This window comes from Paraclostridium bifermentans, assembly GCF_964259345.1.
GTDB lineage: Bacteria > Bacillota > Clostridia > Peptostreptococcales > Peptostreptococcaceae > Paraclostridium > Paraclostridium bifermentans_B.
The window spans coordinates 146,035-163,350 of record NZ_CAXVJR010000004.1; the positions used below are offsets into that span (position 1 = coordinate 146,035).

Here is a 17,316-nt window from a genome sequence, read left to right on the forward strand (position 1 = left end):
TTAAATTTACGAATATAATTAAAGTGTCAACTAGTTATGATTAATAGCATATAAATTTTAGTTCCAAATAAAATTTTATTATAAAATAAATATAGTTTTATAACTTATTTATATAGTATATAATTAAATAAATCATATATATTACATATATAAATACATACTAAATATTTAAGGAGGTATTATGTCTATAATATTAAAAAATGTAGAAAAAGTTTATAAAAGTGGGGAAGTTGAAACGAAAGCTTTAGAAAATATAAATTTAGAAATTTATGATGGTGAATTTATAGTTATATTAGGACCTAGTGGAAGTGGAAAAAGTACATTGCTAAATGTTATAAGTGGATTAGATACGCCAAGTAGTGGAGAAATATTCTACAATAATGAAAAAATAAGTGATTATAATGAAGATAAACTAACATTATTTAGAAGAAAGAACTTAGGATTTATATTTCAGCAGTATAACTTACTTCAAAACTTAACAGTAAAGGGTAATATAGAAATTGGTTCGGCTATATCTGAAACTCCACTAGATATAGATGAAGTATTAGAAGCTGTAAATATGACTAGTGAAAAAGATAAATACCCATATCAACTATCAGGAGGACAACAACAAAGAGTATCTATAGCTAGAAGTATTGCAAAAAACCCGAAGATACTATTTTGTGATGAACCTACTGGAGCACTTGATGAAAACACAGGTAGACAGGTACTTGAACTGATACAAAATATGAATGAAAAATATAAAACTACAACTGTAGTTATAACTCACAACCCAAATATAGCTCAAATGGCAAATAGAGTAGTAAAAATGAACTCGGCTAAAATAGTAGAAGTTAGTACAAATACGACTAAGAGAAAGGCAAGTGAAATAAAATGGGCGTAAGGGTACTTTTTGAGAACACTTTAAACTCTTTTAAGAAAAAGAAGTTACAACTAATAGCAATTGGAATAATTATTGCACTTAGCTCATTTTTGTATACTACTATGTTTTATGCTATAGATAGCTTAAAAACTCCACTTGAAGAATTTGTAAAAGAAACTAATCAAGAAGACTTCTCTATAAATATGATAAATGGACTTACAAAATTTGATATCAATAATATTGATGACAAATATAAAAATGATATAAGTCAAGTCTTAAATTATAAGTTAACAGATATAAAAAATTATAATAAAGAATTGTACAATGAAATAATAAATAATAGAATAGAAGCTTTTGAAAAGGAATATAAAAACTTTAATTTAGAAAGCAGAGAATTTAAAGAAATCAATTTTAAAAATAGTGGAGTAAGCAATAAGATAACGTTATTTAAAGATAATAAAGATATAAATTTATCTTATATAGAAGAAGGAAGCAAGCCTGTTAAAGATGATGAAATAGCTGTATCTAAAATATATGCAAAACACAACAATTTAAATATAGGAAGTAAGTTAAAGATAAACGGTAAGCTATATACAGTAACAGGATATGTATTATTTCCGGATAACACACTACCTGTTAGTGGAAGTGATTTTGTAATAGATAACTCAAAAATAACTATAGGCTTAGTTAATGATAAGGAATATGAAAATATAGAAGCTAAAGAAGATTTTTACCTATCAGGTGAAGCTAAAGACAATAAAGATTTAGATAACTTTACAGATGATGTTACAAAAACATATAAAGATAATGATGATTTAGATTTTATAACTAATATTACACTTACTAAAAATCAAATGAGAAGTGGTGCTATATATGAGGAATTAAAGGGTGGTCAGGCAATGACTATCGGAATTAGTGTTATTATATCCACTATAGCTGTTTTAATAGTTCTTATGATAACTTATAAGATAGTTAAAAATGAAAAAACACAAATCGGTGTTTTAAAGGCTATGGGTTATTCTAATAAAGAAATATTAAAGCCATATATCATGCTTTTAACTATAATGTCACTTCCGATGCTAATAATAGGATATTTTTTAGGTAAGTATAGTGCTTCATTTATGAAAGATTTTTATCTGGAATTTTATTTAATACCAGATGGAGTAATCAAAAGTAAAATATCAGTAATGCTTATAGCTATAGGTATTCCTATGCTTGTTATAATAGGACTTAGTTATATACTTATAAATAAAATGTTATCTAAAAAAGTTACAAGTCTTATGAAAGTAAGCGACAAAGAAAAAGTAGGATTTTTAACAAAAGGATTAAATAAACTATTACAAAATGCAAAACCTCAAACTAAGTTTAAATATTCATTTATATTAGCCAACACAAATAAATTTATAGTATTTTTTATAGGGATAGTATTTTCATCTATGTTAATAACTATGGGACTTATGATGAGTGGATTTTTTGATAAATTAATAGTTGATTATTATAATTCTACAGAATATGTTTATGAAGGTATAGTAGATTTTAGTAAAGGATATCCAAAACTTAAAGATGACCAAGAAGTATTTATAAGTTTACCTAACTCTATGTATAAAGACGAAAACATAAATGTAGTAGGTATTGATTATAATAACAAACTTCACAAGCTATATGACAATAAAGGCAATGACATAACTAATAAGATAAAGGATGGAGTAGTTATTAATCAAAGCTTTGCAAAAACTTATGATGTAAATGTAAATGATGAGATAAAGATAAATATAAATGATAAAGACTACAATAAAAAAGTAGTAGGTATCAATGAAGAATATGGTGAAAATAAGGTATATATGAATAGAAGTGTTCTAAATAACATAGTTGTAGATGGTGAAGGAGAAATTGTTTTAGATGATGGTAATTTTTATAATGGAGTATATTCTAAAGAATCTTTAGATAAAGATGATTATTTAACTGTTATTAATAAAAATGATATACTTGAACAAACTGAGCTTATGCAAGGATTTACAACAGTTAGTATATACTCTATGATTGCATCTGCAATAGGTATAGCCGTTATAGTACTTTATGTACTTACTACTATGACTATTGAGGATAATTACTATTCAATATCACTTCTTAAGGTTATGGGATATAACAAAGGAGAAGTTAATTCTATGATGTTAAGCAGTTATTTTGTATATTCAATAATATCTTATTTAATAAGTATACCTATTACTATATTTGGCTTTGGATACATGATAGATTATTTAGCTAAAGAATTTAATATGGTTATGCCTTTTGAATTTGAATTTAAGTATATGTTTATAGGTCTTTTAATAGTAGTTGTTATATTCATGTTAGGATCTTATGCTGCTAAAAAGAAAATAGAGAAAATATCACTTCAAGAAGTATTAAAAGCTTATAGAGAATAAGAAAAGAGGATGTTACCTTAGGGTAGCATCCTTTTTATTTTGAATTCTAATGTGTGTTATAATAACATTGAGGAGGATTGGGATGTTAAATATATTAGTTATATTTTTAGGGATGATGTGTTTTTACAGGGGATTGATGTTAACTAAGACCGAGAATATAGACAAGTACGGAAATGATGATCCTAAAATGGTAAAAGATAAACAAGGATATATAAATCTGTTTTCCAAAGTGTATTTTTCTAAAAGTGCTAAATTAATTTTTTTAGGAATATTTTTCACATTAGATGATTTTTATATAAATGTTTCAATAGGAGCTTTAATAATAGTGCCGAGTATATTAATTGTTTTATTTTTAGTAGAGTTTTTTATAGCAAATGAAAAAAGAAAAAAATTTATAGAGCTAAGTTAACTCTAAGAACTATCTATTTTATAGGTAGTTCTTTTTTATGATTTAAAAGTAAATTTTACATAAAAAACTAAATTTGTAAAAAATAGTTGACTTTGTTAAAAAGTTAATATAATATATATTTGAAAATAATTATCATTATAAAATGAAAAGGAGAATTGTTATGCTTTTGGTTTATTCATTAATATTTGCAGTGGTAATGTCACTGTTACTTACATCTAGCATAAGAAAAAATTCAAAATTATATTATGCAATAGCTTTAATAATAGCTTTATTAACAAGTTTTTATAAACTTTATGGAGATACATTTGGTATAGAGCTTACAGGATTTTTACTAGCATTTGAGAAAGCTTCGATGAAAGGAATTTTATCAGTAGCATTTTTTGTTTTAGTAATGTTTGCAGGTGCACTTAATAGAAAATGGGATATTACTAAAAAATTATTAAGTATAAGAGCACAATTAGCTATAATAGGTTCTATATTGATACTTCCACACGGGTTAATATATACATATTTTATATTTGGAGATTTTATTAAAAACTTTACAATACCAGGGTTATCAATGATTCATTTGACTATAGGATTGATAGCATTTATTGTTATGATTCCATTGTTTATTACATCATTTAAATTTGTGAGAAGTAAGATGAAGTATGCTAAGTGGAAAAGTATTCAAAGATGGTCTTATTTATTTTATGGTCTAACTTATTTACATATAATACTTATTCTTTTAAAGAAAGATAATATAGATACGCTAAAGATTAGCATATACACTATAGTTTTTGGTGTTTATACTATACTAAGAGTATTAAAAGAATTTAATAGTAGAAAAGCAAAATCCTAAGCTTTATAAAATCTAGTTTTCTAATTTAGAGAACTAGATTTTTTACTATTATAAAGGTTATTTTACTTAAATGTAAAATATAAATAGAATATAGAGAATAAGGGAGGGAATTTATTGGATAAATTTATAAAGCCACTAATGGGATTTATAAGTGGAGTTTCACTTATGTTAGTATTTAGTTTTTCTATGCCAATAATAGACAATATAGCAGCTAAGCTATATTCTAATGGATTTAGTTCTTTTGGGATATTGATTACTGGTATTATTAGTGATGGACTATTGGCAGTATCTTTATTAGGCATTATTATAACTATTATTTTTTCATTTAATATACTTAGATTAGTATTAAGAAAGAAATCAGAAAATAGTGATGATAAAAATAAGTGAAATATTTAAAGTAGCAAAATAGATATAAATATAATGGTTTTGTAAATTAATAAAGTTTATAAGGAGTATTATTTAAGGTGAAAAAATATATATTGATTGGATCTATGATATTAATTACTTTACTTGTAATAAATAGCTTTAAATACGATGAAAAAACAAGAGAAATTTCTATAGATTCATGGAAAGAAGATATTTCGTATTTAGATGAGACTTTAAAAGAAACACATCCTGATTTATTTAGAAATATTTCTGAAAAAGAGTGGAATAAAGATATAAGTTCTTTAAAAAAGATATAAAGAAATTATCAGATACTGAAATTTTACTAAGATTATCAGATATAATTTCAAATATAGAAGATGGACATACACTATTGCCAATGAATGAAGCGCTAACATCATTAAATAATCTAGATAATGGTAATATATTATCTTTTCCTATAATAATAGAAGAATTTAAAGATGGATATAGAGTTGTAAAATCTGATAAAGAATATAAAAATATTTTAGGATATAATTTAATTTCTATAAATAATACTAAAATAGATGATGTATTAACTAAAGTAGGTAATATAATGAGTGCTGATAATGAGCAAGGTGAAAAATCAAAATCTATAATGTGTTTTAATTCATTGGACATTTTAAAATTTCTTGAGATTATAGATAATGAAACTGCTTCATTTGAATTTGAAACAGATAAAAAAGAAAAAGTTATTATTAAAATTAATTCTAAAAAAATAAAAGATATAGAGTTTATAAGTATTGAAAGAAAAAGTTATATTACAGAAAAACGAACAGAAGGAAGAGATAAATTCTACTGGTTTGAAAATTTTAAGGATGATAATATACTTTATTTTCAATACAATCAATGCATTTCTAATAATACTATGTTTATTAATGAGGCTGAAAGAAATAGGCTTCCTAGCTTCTCGCAATTTATTCAAAGTTTAATAGATGAAATTAACAATAATGAATTCGATAAATTTATTATTGATTTAAGATATAACACAGGAGGAAGTATAGGGTTAACTCAAGCTTTATTAAGTAGCTTAGAAAATAGGACTAATATAGAAGATAAAGATATATATGTTCTTATTGGAAAAAATACATTTTCAGCAGGCGTAGTATCTGCTTACTTAATAAATGAATGCTTAGATGTAATTACAGTAGGAGAAGAAACAGGTGGAAATATAAATTTATTTACAACATTACCTAACGAGGACATAATAGAGTTACCTAATTCAAAGAAAAAAGTTCTACATCCATCTGATTTTACAAATTATACAAGTGATGAAGTCAAAGGGGTAAAATCTGACATTAATATTGTTCAAAGCTTTGAAAATTATATAAGTGGTATAGATGATTTATATGAATACGTGAGAATGAATTAGTAGTGATTAAATTTAGGGGGGAATAAATATGATAAAGGGGTTTGCAGATTTAAAGGGAAGTAGTCAGTATTTTAGCAATATAGATAAAAAGAATTGGATTTTAGAAAATGATAGGTACAAGTATTCAAAATTAGGATTAGGAACTTTTATTGGTAATTTCAGTGATGAAGATTCACAGTTATTTAGAGAAGCTATTGAATATGCATTATTGAATGGGGTAAATTTTATTGACACAGCGATAAATTATAGAGGAATGATATCAGAAAGAGATATAGGATTTGTAATTACAAAACTGATACAAGAAGGTAAAATTAAGAGAAATCAATTTATAATATCATCAAAGGCAGGCATAATTCCAGGGGATGGAGCAATTATGTTTAGACCTATTAACTATATGCAAGAAAAACTTATAGATACAGGAATACTTAATAAAGAAGATGTATATATTGAAGATACACTTTGGCTTACTATGAATCCAAGATACTTTGAATATGCATTAGAAATTAGTAGAAATCATTTAAACTTAGAAACAATAGATATATATTACATGCATGAATTAGAATTATCGATGAGGCATTACGGGCCTGATGAATTTTATAAAAAGCTTAAAGAGATTGTAAAAGTATATGAAAATATGGTAAGCGAGGGTAAAATCAGAGAATATGGAATGGCAACTTGGGATGCATTTCAATTAGATCCTAGTGATGAAATGTATATATCACTAGAAAAGGTAATGGAAGTTGTTGAAAGTGTAAGTAAGAATCATAATTTTAAGCATCTAATGATTCCTATTAATTCAAACAAGAGAGAATGTGTAGAAAATAAGAATCAAAATTATAAAGGTGAGAAACTAAGCATAGTTGAATGTACAAAAAAATATAAGATAGATGTTCATGTTAGTGGACCATTAGGACAATGGGAAGATAAAGATTATAATAAAGTTGAAAAATATTTAGAGTATTTGATTAAAGAAAGTGGATGTAATTCTTACTTTGTTGGGACGAAAAGAATTAAACATTTAAAAGAAAATATGGGTATAGTTGAAAACTTGATTAAGTAGATTATATCTTATGGAGGATAAATATGAAGAAAATAATAAGTATATTTCTAATATTTACTGTATGTTTAATTTCAGGATGTACAAGTACAAATGGAAAAGATTCAGAAATGGAAGTTAGAGGATTGACATCAAAAATTTCATTAATTACAACTGCATCTGATGTTTATAAAATAAATGTATCAATGCCTGAAACTTTTAGTGAAGAGATGTATAAAAAATCAGGAGAAGACTCACTAGATTATTACAAATGGGCAAAAGATACCTATAACTCTATGGATGATAGTCTAAAATTTAGATTAAGAAATATATTTGAAATTTATGGAGAATGGCAATTTGTAAATGAAACTATCTCTTTAGAAGATGATGCTAGTGTAGATGAAATAATAGAAAGTATTAATACTAGTGAAAATCTAACGATAAGTGAAAATCTTAAAAAAGATATAGAACTTTTCTTTAAATGTTTTTATAAAGACTATTTCAAAGAGCTAATAGATAAAAATACATCTAAGATAGACCAGTCAGTTAAAGAATTGAATGAGCTCATAAAAGAAAATGATATAGATGTATTTTCTTTTATGGAGGAAAATTCAGGAATTAAATTCTCAAATAATTATAAAGCTTTGTTTTACTATGATATAGTACCTATAGGAGCAATGGGATTTGAATATGATGGAAACAAGGTATCTACAATTCAGCCTAATACGGATAGTAATATCTTATTAAGAACACCTTTTCATGAATATTCACATGAATTATTTAGAAGTTTTACACTAGATGAAGAATTTAAAAAAATATGTGAAGAGCTTACAAAGGATGAAAAACTTTTAGACTCATATAATTCAATAGGAAGAAATGCTTATGATTGGGTAGGGTGGTGTGAAGAGAATCTAGTAAATGGATTTTCAGAATATTTATCTCATAAATATTACGGTAAAAAATCAAAACAACCTATATATGCTTATGATTTAGAGTTTTGTAATTACCTGATAGAAGAAAATTTTAATCCTAAAAATATTTCATTAAAAGATATAAGTATAGAGTTTTACAAAAACAAAATTGATAGTATAAAATAATGGGTATAAAGATGAAAATAAAAATAGTATTAAATTAATATGTGTAAATAAGGGTTAAACGAGGTGAATAAATGGAATATAAAAATTCTTTAGAACAGATAAAAGAGTTATTATGGTCAACTTGGGATACAAAAGAGATTGGAGATTCTGAGTTCAATATTATAAAAAGTAAATTAAAACAATTATATGAACAAAGTAACGATCCAGAATGTTTAGCTATAATATCAGAACTACATATACATAAGTCGAACTCGAATAAAAGGGATGCTAAAAGATATGCATTAGAAGGACTAAAACAAGATTGTAATAGTACTTTTATGCATGATAATTACAATATAGCTTCAAATGGTGTTTGGGTCGACTTTATAAAAAATAATCACAATGACATAATAGAGTATTATTATGATTTTATAAAAGATAATCCAGATGTATTTATAGCTAGAATTATTTTAGTTGAAAACTTAATAGATAATTATCGATTTGATGAAGCAAATATAGAAATAGAAAAAGCATTAAAGTTAGAAACTGAAAAAACATACTTAATGGAAATTTATAAAGGTGAGATACTTTATAAAAAGGGAAAAATAGATGAAGCTATAGAGCTATGGAATAAAATATGTGATAAAAATAAAGATAACTATAAATGTTTTATTTCTATTGCAAATCAATATGCCAATTTTGCTAGATATAAAGAAGCTATAGAATTTTATAAAATTGCTTTTGATATGCAAGAAGCTCCAAGGAAACTAGATTCTTTAGTTGCTATGGTGAAAATATTTGAAATAATTAAAGACTATAAAAGTGCCTTAGAAGTTACTAACTTTATATTAAAAACTTATGAAAGTGATTATAATATCACAGATGGAGAAGATTTAAAGCCTTATTTAGAGGATAAGAGGAAATTTGAATATCTTATAAGTGAAAACGTTTAGGAATAAATATTGATAATGCTTTTTAAAAGTGGTATGATTGTAAATATAAATAACTACATTAAAATACCTTGTTGTATCAATATGTTAGTTATGTCGTAACCTTCTATTTTGAATCGATTTTGTATTACAAAAATAACATCTTGGGATTACAAGATGTTATTTTTTTACGCTTAATGAATTTATGATTAACGAATATCTGTGAATAACTTATAGAGTATAGTCATAACAAGATCTTGCTGAGAGTAAAAAAGACATTTTGAGCAACGGACGAAGTCGTTGGAGACATGAAGTAGTTTGCACACGTAGTGGCTCAAGCGAAGCGAATTTTTTATGCTTAAGAAAATTATTTGAGGGGGATTTGTGATGAAGAAGTTAACTCTTAATGAAAGAATATATGGGGTTTCTATATTATGGAAAGAAGCAGAGTACAATTTTGCTTATTGGGATAAAGTAAAAAACTTAAATTGGGATGAGGTTTATAGAAAATACATAGATTTAGCAATCAATACAGAAGATTTTATAGAGTATTATAAGTTATTAAAAAGTATGTATGCTTTATTAAAAGATGCACATACCTGTGTGGACTTAGAGGATTATGAGAATTATGTATTTGCTCCAAAATTAGTAATAGACAATATAGATAAAAACTTATATATTAGCAAAAACTTAGGTGAGTATAATGACATAGAAGTAGGAAGTAAAATTTTAAAGATTAATGACATAGATGTTAGTGATTACTTGAAAGAATATGTATTTCCATATACATCAGCATCAACAAACCATTACTTGTGGGCTAAGGGAGCTAAAGAACTATTACTTGGATATAAAAATGATTATGTTAATCTTAAAGTATTAACACCTGATAATATAACCAAAGAAGTCAACCTAGAACGAATTATGTTAACTAGAACTGATTTGAAATTAATTAAATATAATAATTTACATAGTATAGAGTTTAAAAAATTAAATAAAGATATTGAATATGTAAAGATAAATCACTTTATGGATAAGACTATCGTAGAAAAGTTAAAAAAATATATAGAGGGGATAGTTTACTGTAATGGAATTATTATTGATATAAGAGGTAATAGAGGTGGAAACTCTAATATAGCTATGGATATTATTAAAATTTTAGCTAAGAAACCATTTAAAGAAGCGAAGTGGAAAAGTTATAAATATATACCGGCATTAAAATCTTGGGGGATTACCTGTGATTTTGAAGAAGGGGAGTTTGAGGAAATTAGTCCTATAGATTGTAAAAAAATAGATGTACAAATAGCTATATTAATAGATAATCTAACATTTTCTTCAGCTGAAGACTTTTTAATAGCATTAGATTCAATAAGCTTAGGAACTTTTATAGGAGATATAACTGCTGGAAGTTCTGGAAATTCCATTTACATTAACTTGCCAGGAAAAATGTATGCTCAAGTATGTAGTATGGTTGATTTATATCCAGATGGAAGTGAGTTTGTAGGAAGTGGAATAAAGCCACACATATATATTAAAAAAGGTATGTCAGATATAATGGGAATTAAAGATTCAATTTTAGATAAAGCTATAAATTTTATATTAAATAATAGAGAGTATAAAGATAAAACTAAATAATTATTTTGCACTTAAAGAATAAGGGGTATATAACATTTAACTGATATGTTATATACCCCTTAATTAATATTTAGATATAATTCGAAAATTTGAAATATATAGTTAATATGAAGTTTACATGAAATATATAGTAATTAGGGAGAAACAAACAAAAAGCGACTAAATGGTGATAGAATGATAAGATGGAATATATGTAGAAAGGTTGATAATAATGAAAATACTCATTGTAGGAAGAGAAGATTCTTTAATAAAGTCGATAGCTCATAGATTTTATAAAGAAGGACATAAAGTATTTATACTAAGTGAAAACAATGTAGATGAACAATATTATAAAAACTATCAATTAAACTCTGATAGTTATAAATATGATTATATATTTAAAAATACTCAATTTAATATAATCATCTATATAAACTACAGAATAAAAAGTAATATATTATTAAATATCTTAGACTCAGGTAAAAAATACAATACTTCCCAGTTTATAGTAGTAAACCTAAATGAGCGAACTAAAGAAACCTCATTAAGTCAAAGTATTTGTAAAGAATATCAAAAGCTATATGGTTTAAGTATACCTATTATAAATGTAGACAAAGTATATGGAGATATTGATAATGATAAACACTTTTTATTAAATATGCTAAGTGACATAAAAGAAGATAAGCAAAGAACTTATGATGACACTTTAAAAAGCGGATACACCCATATTTTAGATTTATCAGAAATTATATACTTAGTATCTAAAACCAAAATAGATAAAGAATATAATATTTATGGATGTGAAATAGCTACGCAAAAAGATATATACAATTTGGCAATAAGTATTAAAAACAATAAAGAAGATTATAAAATACAAAAAAATAATTCAAAAGAATTTAAAGAATTTTTAGATGATACTAGATTTAAAGAAAAGTTTAATCTAAGTAAAGAAGTAAAGAGCTTATATGGGATAAAGACTGATAAAAATTTAAATAGGAAAAGAAAAAGTAAAATAAAAGATAAAAATGAATTTATAAAGATAACAAAACCTTATGTAGAGAACATAGGGATGTTTTTAATTGTTGCTTTTATTTCTTCATTTTTAGAAAATACCAACTCAGTATTTACTATAGTAGACTTAAAGCTTATATATGTAATTATAATTGGTATGATGCATGGAATGAGACAGTCTATAATAGCAGCTACTTTATCTTGTCTATTATTAATATCAAGTCAGATGCATCAAGGAATATCAATAATATCAATATTTGTACTTAGCCAATCTTTAGTTCAAATATTAATGTATTTATTAGTAGGAATATATACAGGATATGCTAGTGATTTTAAAAATGCTCAGATAAAAGAATTAAAAAGAATAAACAATGAACAAAACAGTAAGTATGAGTTTTTAGATGATATATATAACTCAACTTATGAAGAGAAAAAAGAATTAGAACAAAAGTTCATAAGTTCTAAAGATAGCTTTGGCAAAATACACTCTTATATAAAAGAATTAGACAGCTTAAAACCACAATATATACTTAAATCATCTATAGATATTATGGAAGAATTTTTAGAAAACAAAAATATATCTATATATACTTTAAATAATAACTATTTAAGACTCAATGTAAAGTCTAGTAATAACAACTTTAATCCTGCAAAAAGTATAAAACTAGACAATTTAGGAGAAGCGAGAGAAATCTTATTAAATCAAGAAATTTATATAAACAAAAGCTTAAATCCTAATCTACCATCTATGATAGCTCCTATATTTAAAGAAGGAAAAGTAATAAGTATCATAATGGTAGATAATGTGGAGTTTTCAAAGATGAATTTATATTATCAAAACTTATTTAAAATTATAGTAAGCTTGATAGAATCTGCAATAATAAAGGCGTACAGTTATAAACAACTAACACGTAAAGAAAGATATATAAATGACACTTTAGTTTTAAAATCTAAATATTTTAAAAGTAATTTAGAAATATGTGAAGCATCTAGGAAAGAAAAAAAATCAGAGTATACTCTTTTAAAAGTAGAAGCAGATGGAAATTTAAATGATTTATCTAGTAAGATATACAGATGTATAAGAATGACTGATTTACTTGGAATTTACAATGGTAGTTTATATATAATACTTAATAATACAAATAAAGAAGAAAGTAGTATTGTAATAAATAGGTTATTAAATCAAGGCTTAGAAGCTGATATAGTAGATGGGGTAGAAGAATATGCTTAAACTATATGTAATTAACTTTATTATAAGTTTACTTATATTAATAGTTATGAAAATTTTTAGAGTAAAAAGTTCATATACAAACTTTTTATTAATGATAACTATTCCTTTTATAGGGATTATATATACACTATCAATATTTATCTTTAAAACTTTTATAAAAAGTGAAAACGGTAAAAATGCAATAGAAAAAGAGAGTGAATACGATAAGGATATAAGCTTACTTATAAGAGAGGCAGAACTTAAAAATAAAAGAGATTTGGTTCCAATAGAAGATGCATTAAATTTAAATACACATACTGTAAAAAGAAATTTAGTTATAGAAATGTTAAAAGAAGATCCATATAAATACCTAGAGTTTTTACTTAAAGCTCTTAGAGATGAAGACAGTGAAACATCACACTATGCAGCAACGGCTATAACCCAGATAAAAAGTAAACTTACTATTGCTATGCAAAGTATGGAAGTTGAATACGATAAAAATAAAAATAACAAATATATAAGTGACAGATATATAAAATCTATAAAAGATAGTATCGACAGTAAACTAATGGATGAAAAAGAAAACTTAAGATTAACTTATTCATATAAAATAGCTTTGGAAAAACATATAAAAAATATTGAAGTTAAAGAAAGCTATTTAAATGAGTTAATAAAAATATATATTCAAATTAAAGATTATGATAAGGCTATATATTTTTCACACAAATATATAAAAACCTTTAAAAAAACATATAAACCATATATGTTTTTATTAGAGGTTTACTATAACTTAGACGATAAGAAAAACTTTGATGTAGCTTTAAATTCATTAAGAAACTCTAGTATTAAATTAGATAAAGATGCATTAGATATAGTAAGATTTTGGATAGGAGGTGGCAATAATGTTTAATAAAAGATTTATAATAACTTTTACAGCATTAATCTTAGCTTTAGGATTTGCTATCTCTCTTATGAAAAATAATTATGTATTTGATAAGGTTCAAAATACTAAAATTGAGAAGTTAGATAAGAAAGTATACACATCAAGTAAATATGAAGAAGCAAGCAAAAAATATACTGAGAAGTTTTTAATTCTAAGTGATAAAAGTGAAGAATCTCAAAAAATTAAATCTAATTTTGATGAAGTTATAAAATCTATGGATAAGCAAGTTATAAATCAAAACATAAAAGAATTTAATGGAGATACAAATGGATATAGAGCTATTATAATAAACTCAGAGGAATTACAAGAATTTACTCAACTAGAAAGCCTTATAAGCTATGCAAAGTCAGGTGGAAATCTTATATTTTCACAAAGACCATTAAATAGTATAAACTTATCAAAATACTCCGATGAATTAGGAATAGAAAAAATGGGAGATTTAGTAGATGCACAAAATATGTATGTAGATTCTAACATACTTATAAAAGGAGAAGGATTAAAAAGAACTCAAGACACAGAAAATAGTTCTTTAGATATAAAATTAAGTAAAGATGCTAAAGTGCATATAAGTGCAGATGATGATATACCTTTACTTTGGGAAGAAAAACTGGGTAGTGGAAAGGTAATAGTCGCAAATGGACAATTTTTAGGTGAAAAATCTAATAGAGGCATACTAACAGGCATACTTTATAGGACTTCTGATAAATTTATATATCCTATTATAAACTCTAAAGTACTAGACATAGATGACTTTCCGTCACCAATGCCTAAAGGAAATTCTGATATAGTTTATAAATATTATCATGTAAATGATGAAAAATTCTTTGTTGATATATGGTGGCCAGATATTGTTAAAATGTGTAAGAAATATAATGCAGTTCCAACAGGATTTTTAATATACAACTACGAAGACATAACTAACAATATAGAAGATTTTAATGGAAAATCATACTCTGAAAGTTTGGTAACATTAGGTAGAAATTTACTTAAAGTTGGAGGAGAGATAGGAATACATGGATTTAATCATCAGCCTCTTACTACAAAAGAGTATACAGAAGGTAAAGAATTAGGATATAAACCATGGAAGAGCTATAGTGAAATGTTAGAAGCACAAATTGCTCTAAATAGATTTATACACAGTGTATATCCAAATTATAAAATAAAAGGTTATGTACCACCATCTAATATAATAACTGAAGAAGGTATAAAAGCATTAAAAGAAGGTATACCGAGTATAAATGTTATAGCATCATTATATGTAGCAGGTAATGATAAACTGGCTTATGAACAAGAGTTTTCAAAAGATAGTGATGGAATGTATAATTTTCCAAGATATAGTTCTGGATACGATTATGAAGAGTTTGAAAAGTGGATGATTTATAATGGAATAACTATAAATGGAGTATTTTCACACTTTATACACCCAGATGATATATTAGACCCAGAAAGAAATCATGGTATGAGTTGGCAAGAACTTAAAAAAGATTTTGAAAAACTTATGAAAGAGGTTTACCAAGATTTTAGATGGTTAGAAGCAGATACAATATCTCAAGGAGTAGAAGCTTTAGATACTTATTTAAAAACGGAAAGTGTATTTTCATATGATAAAAATACAATAAACGGATATCTAAAAAATACTTCAAAAGATGATTACTTTATATTAAGAAGTGAGAGTGATATTGTAAAAACAAATGGATGTAGCTATAAAAAAATAGATAAAGATATTTACCTTATACATGCTACTAATACTGATTTTAGTATAACGACGGGAGGTAAATAATTATGAGAATATGTTTAATAGCAGAAGGGAGTTACCCTTATGTAACTGGTGGGGTTTCAAGTTGGATTCAAATGTTGGTAAGTAACATGAAAGAACATGAATTTGTAATATATGCAATAAGTGCAAAAGAGGATGATACTCTTACTTATAAATATGAGATTCCACAAAATGTTGTAGAAATAAAAAAAATATATTTAGAAATACCAGATGACAAAAAAATAAAAGGAAAGTCTAAAGTTACACTTACAGATTATGAAAAAGAAGTAATAGGCAAGTTTATACTAGGTGATTACTTTGAGTGGGAAGATTTATTTAACTGCATCAATAGAATAAAAAATATAAATACAGTAGATATATTAATGAGTGAAGATTTTTTTGATATAGTAAGTCATGTAGCAAGCAACTATTATCCTCATATAATATTTAATCATTTTTTCTGGACTATAAGATCTATGATGATGACAGTATTTGAAGTTTTAAAAAGTGACATACCAAAGTGTGATATATATCATAGTGTATCTACCGGATATGCAGGATTAGTTGGAGCTTTGGGAAAATATTACTACAAAGATTCAAGATATATATTAACTGAACATGGTATATACACAAGAGAAAGAGAAGAAGAAATAATAAAAGCAGACTGGGTTAAAGGTTACTTTAAAGACAACTGGATAAAGTATTTTTACAGTTTATCAAGAGCAGCTTATACTTATACTGATGAAGTTTATAGCTTATTTGAAAAAAACAAAGAACTTCAAATTGAATTAGGTTGTGATAAGAACAAGATAAAAGTTGTTCCAAATGGTGTTAACATAGAAAGATTTAAAAACTTAGATACAAAAAAAGAAGATGAAAATACTATATATGTAGGAGCGATAGTAAGAGTTGTTCCTATAAAAGACGTAAAAACTATAATACATGGATTTGTAAATGCAAATGAAGAAATTGAAAATATGAAGTTATTTATTATAGGTCCTATGGATGAAGATGAAGATTACACAAAAGAATGTCTTGATTTAGTAGAATCGCTAGGTAATGAAAATATAGAATTTACAGACAGAGTAGATATATCAAAATATATAGGTAAAATGGACATGTTAGTTCTTGGTAGTATAAGTGAGGGACAACCATTATCTGTACTTGAAGGAATGGCTGCTAAAAAGCCTTATATAACTACTAATGTAGGAGCATGTAAGGAACTTTTATACGGAAATGATGATAATATAGGTGATTGTGGAATAGTAGTTCCTGTTATGGGATATGGTCAAATGGCAGATGCAATAATAAAGTTGGCAAAGGATGAGGCGCTAAGAAAAGAGATGGGCGAAAAAGGATATAAACGAGCATCGAGTTTTTACACTCAAGAGCAGTTTATAGAAAACTATAGAAAGATATATGGAGAAGTATAGTT

At 25.4% G+C, this 17,316-nt stretch carries 15 protein-coding genes; all 15 read left to right on the top strand.

The genetic code is table 11. The features are described 5' to 3' along the window. Nucleotides 1-181 precede the first annotated feature (181 nt). The 15 genes from ACEXNK_RS09285 (at nt 182) to pelF (ending at nt 17,314) form a co-directional block, all read left to right on the top strand. Nucleotides 182-883 (top strand): ABC transporter ATP-binding protein, encoded by a 702-nt coding sequence (locus tag ACEXNK_RS09285; RefSeq protein WP_373599306.1) that lies wholly within the window; start codon nt 182-184, stop codon nt 881-883. Continuing rightward, the gene (locus ACEXNK_RS09290) at nt 874-3,285 is read left to right on the top strand and encodes an ABC transporter permease (RefSeq protein WP_373601585.1); all 2,412 of its coding nucleotides are present in this window, start codon (nt 874-876) and stop codon (nt 3,283-3,285) included. Before ACEXNK_RS09285 ends, ACEXNK_RS09290 begins: the two co-directional genes overlap by 10 nt. An 82-nt stretch (nt 3,286-3,367) precedes the next feature. Further along, nucleotides 3,368-3,694, top strand: a complete 327-nt coding sequence (locus tag ACEXNK_RS09295) for a hypothetical protein (RefSeq protein ID WP_373599304.1) — start codon at nt 3,368-3,370, stop codon at nt 3,692-3,694. A 160-nt stretch (nt 3,695-3,854) separates the two neighbouring features. Further along, a complete protein-coding gene (locus ACEXNK_RS09300) occupies nt 3,855-4,535 on the top strand; it encodes a ferric reductase-like transmembrane domain-containing protein (RefSeq protein ID WP_373599303.1) in 681 nt (226 codons plus the stop codon). 114 nt (nt 4,536-4,649) lie between these two features. Then, nucleotides 4,650-4,922, top strand: coding sequence for a hypothetical protein (locus ACEXNK_RS09305; RefSeq protein WP_373599302.1), 273 nt, complete (start codon nt 4,650-4,652; stop codon nt 4,920-4,922). Between the two features lie 77 nt (nt 4,923-4,999). Continuing rightward, nucleotides 5,000-5,218 (top strand): hypothetical protein, encoded by a 219-nt coding sequence (locus ACEXNK_RS09310; RefSeq protein ID WP_373599301.1) that lies wholly within the window; start codon nt 5,000-5,002, stop codon nt 5,216-5,218. A 74-nt stretch (nt 5,219-5,292) separates the two neighbouring features. After that, nucleotides 5,293-6,309 (top strand): hypothetical protein, encoded by a 1,017-nt coding sequence (locus ACEXNK_RS09315; RefSeq protein ID WP_373601586.1) that lies wholly within the window; start codon nt 5,293-5,295, stop codon nt 6,307-6,309. Nucleotides 6,310-6,337: 28 nt separating this feature from the next. Next, a complete protein-coding gene (locus ACEXNK_RS09320; protein ID WP_373599299.1) occupies nt 6,338-7,369 on the top strand; it encodes an aldo/keto reductase in 1,032 nt (343 codons plus the stop codon). Between the two features lie 23 nt (nt 7,370-7,392). After that, the gene (locus tag ACEXNK_RS09325; RefSeq protein ID WP_373599298.1) at nt 7,393-8,442 is read left to right on the top strand and encodes a hypothetical protein; all 1,050 of its coding nucleotides are present in this window, start codon (nt 7,393-7,395) and stop codon (nt 8,440-8,442) included. Between the two features lie 71 nt (nt 8,443-8,513). Beyond that, nucleotides 8,514-9,374 carry a tetratricopeptide repeat protein gene (locus tag ACEXNK_RS09330; protein WP_373599297.1) on the top strand — a complete coding sequence of 287 codons (861 nt, stop codon included), beginning with the start codon at nt 8,514-8,516 and terminating at the stop codon, nt 9,372-9,374. Between the two features lie 363 nt (nt 9,375-9,737). Then, nucleotides 9,738-10,982: a S41 family peptidase gene (locus tag ACEXNK_RS09335; protein ID WP_373599296.1), complete on the top strand. Its 1,245-nt coding sequence runs from the start codon at nt 9,738-9,740 to the stop codon at nt 10,980-10,982. A gap of 211 nt (nt 10,983-11,193) precedes the next feature. Beyond that, nucleotides 11,194-13,203, top strand: a complete 2,010-nt coding sequence (locus ACEXNK_RS09340; protein WP_373601587.1) for a hypothetical protein — start codon at nt 11,194-11,196, stop codon at nt 13,201-13,203. Continuing rightward, nucleotides 13,196-14,092, top strand: coding sequence for a hypothetical protein (locus ACEXNK_RS09345; protein WP_373600728.1), 897 nt, complete (start codon nt 13,196-13,198; stop codon nt 14,090-14,092). The genes ACEXNK_RS09340 and ACEXNK_RS09345 overlap by 8 nt, the downstream gene beginning before the upstream one ends. Then, the gene (locus ACEXNK_RS09350) at nt 14,085-15,905 is read left to right on the top strand and encodes a DUF2194 domain-containing protein (protein ID WP_373600727.1); all 1,821 of its coding nucleotides are present in this window, start codon (nt 14,085-14,087) and stop codon (nt 15,903-15,905) included. Before ACEXNK_RS09345 ends, ACEXNK_RS09350 begins: the two co-directional genes overlap by 8 nt. A gap of 2 nt (nt 15,906-15,907) precedes the next feature. Then, nucleotides 15,908-17,314 (top strand): GT4 family glycosyltransferase PelF, encoded by a 1,407-nt coding sequence (pelF, locus tag ACEXNK_RS09355; RefSeq protein ID WP_373600726.1) that lies wholly within the window; start codon nt 15,908-15,910, stop codon nt 17,312-17,314. The last annotated feature ends 2 nt before the right edge of the window (nt 17,315-17,316 follow it).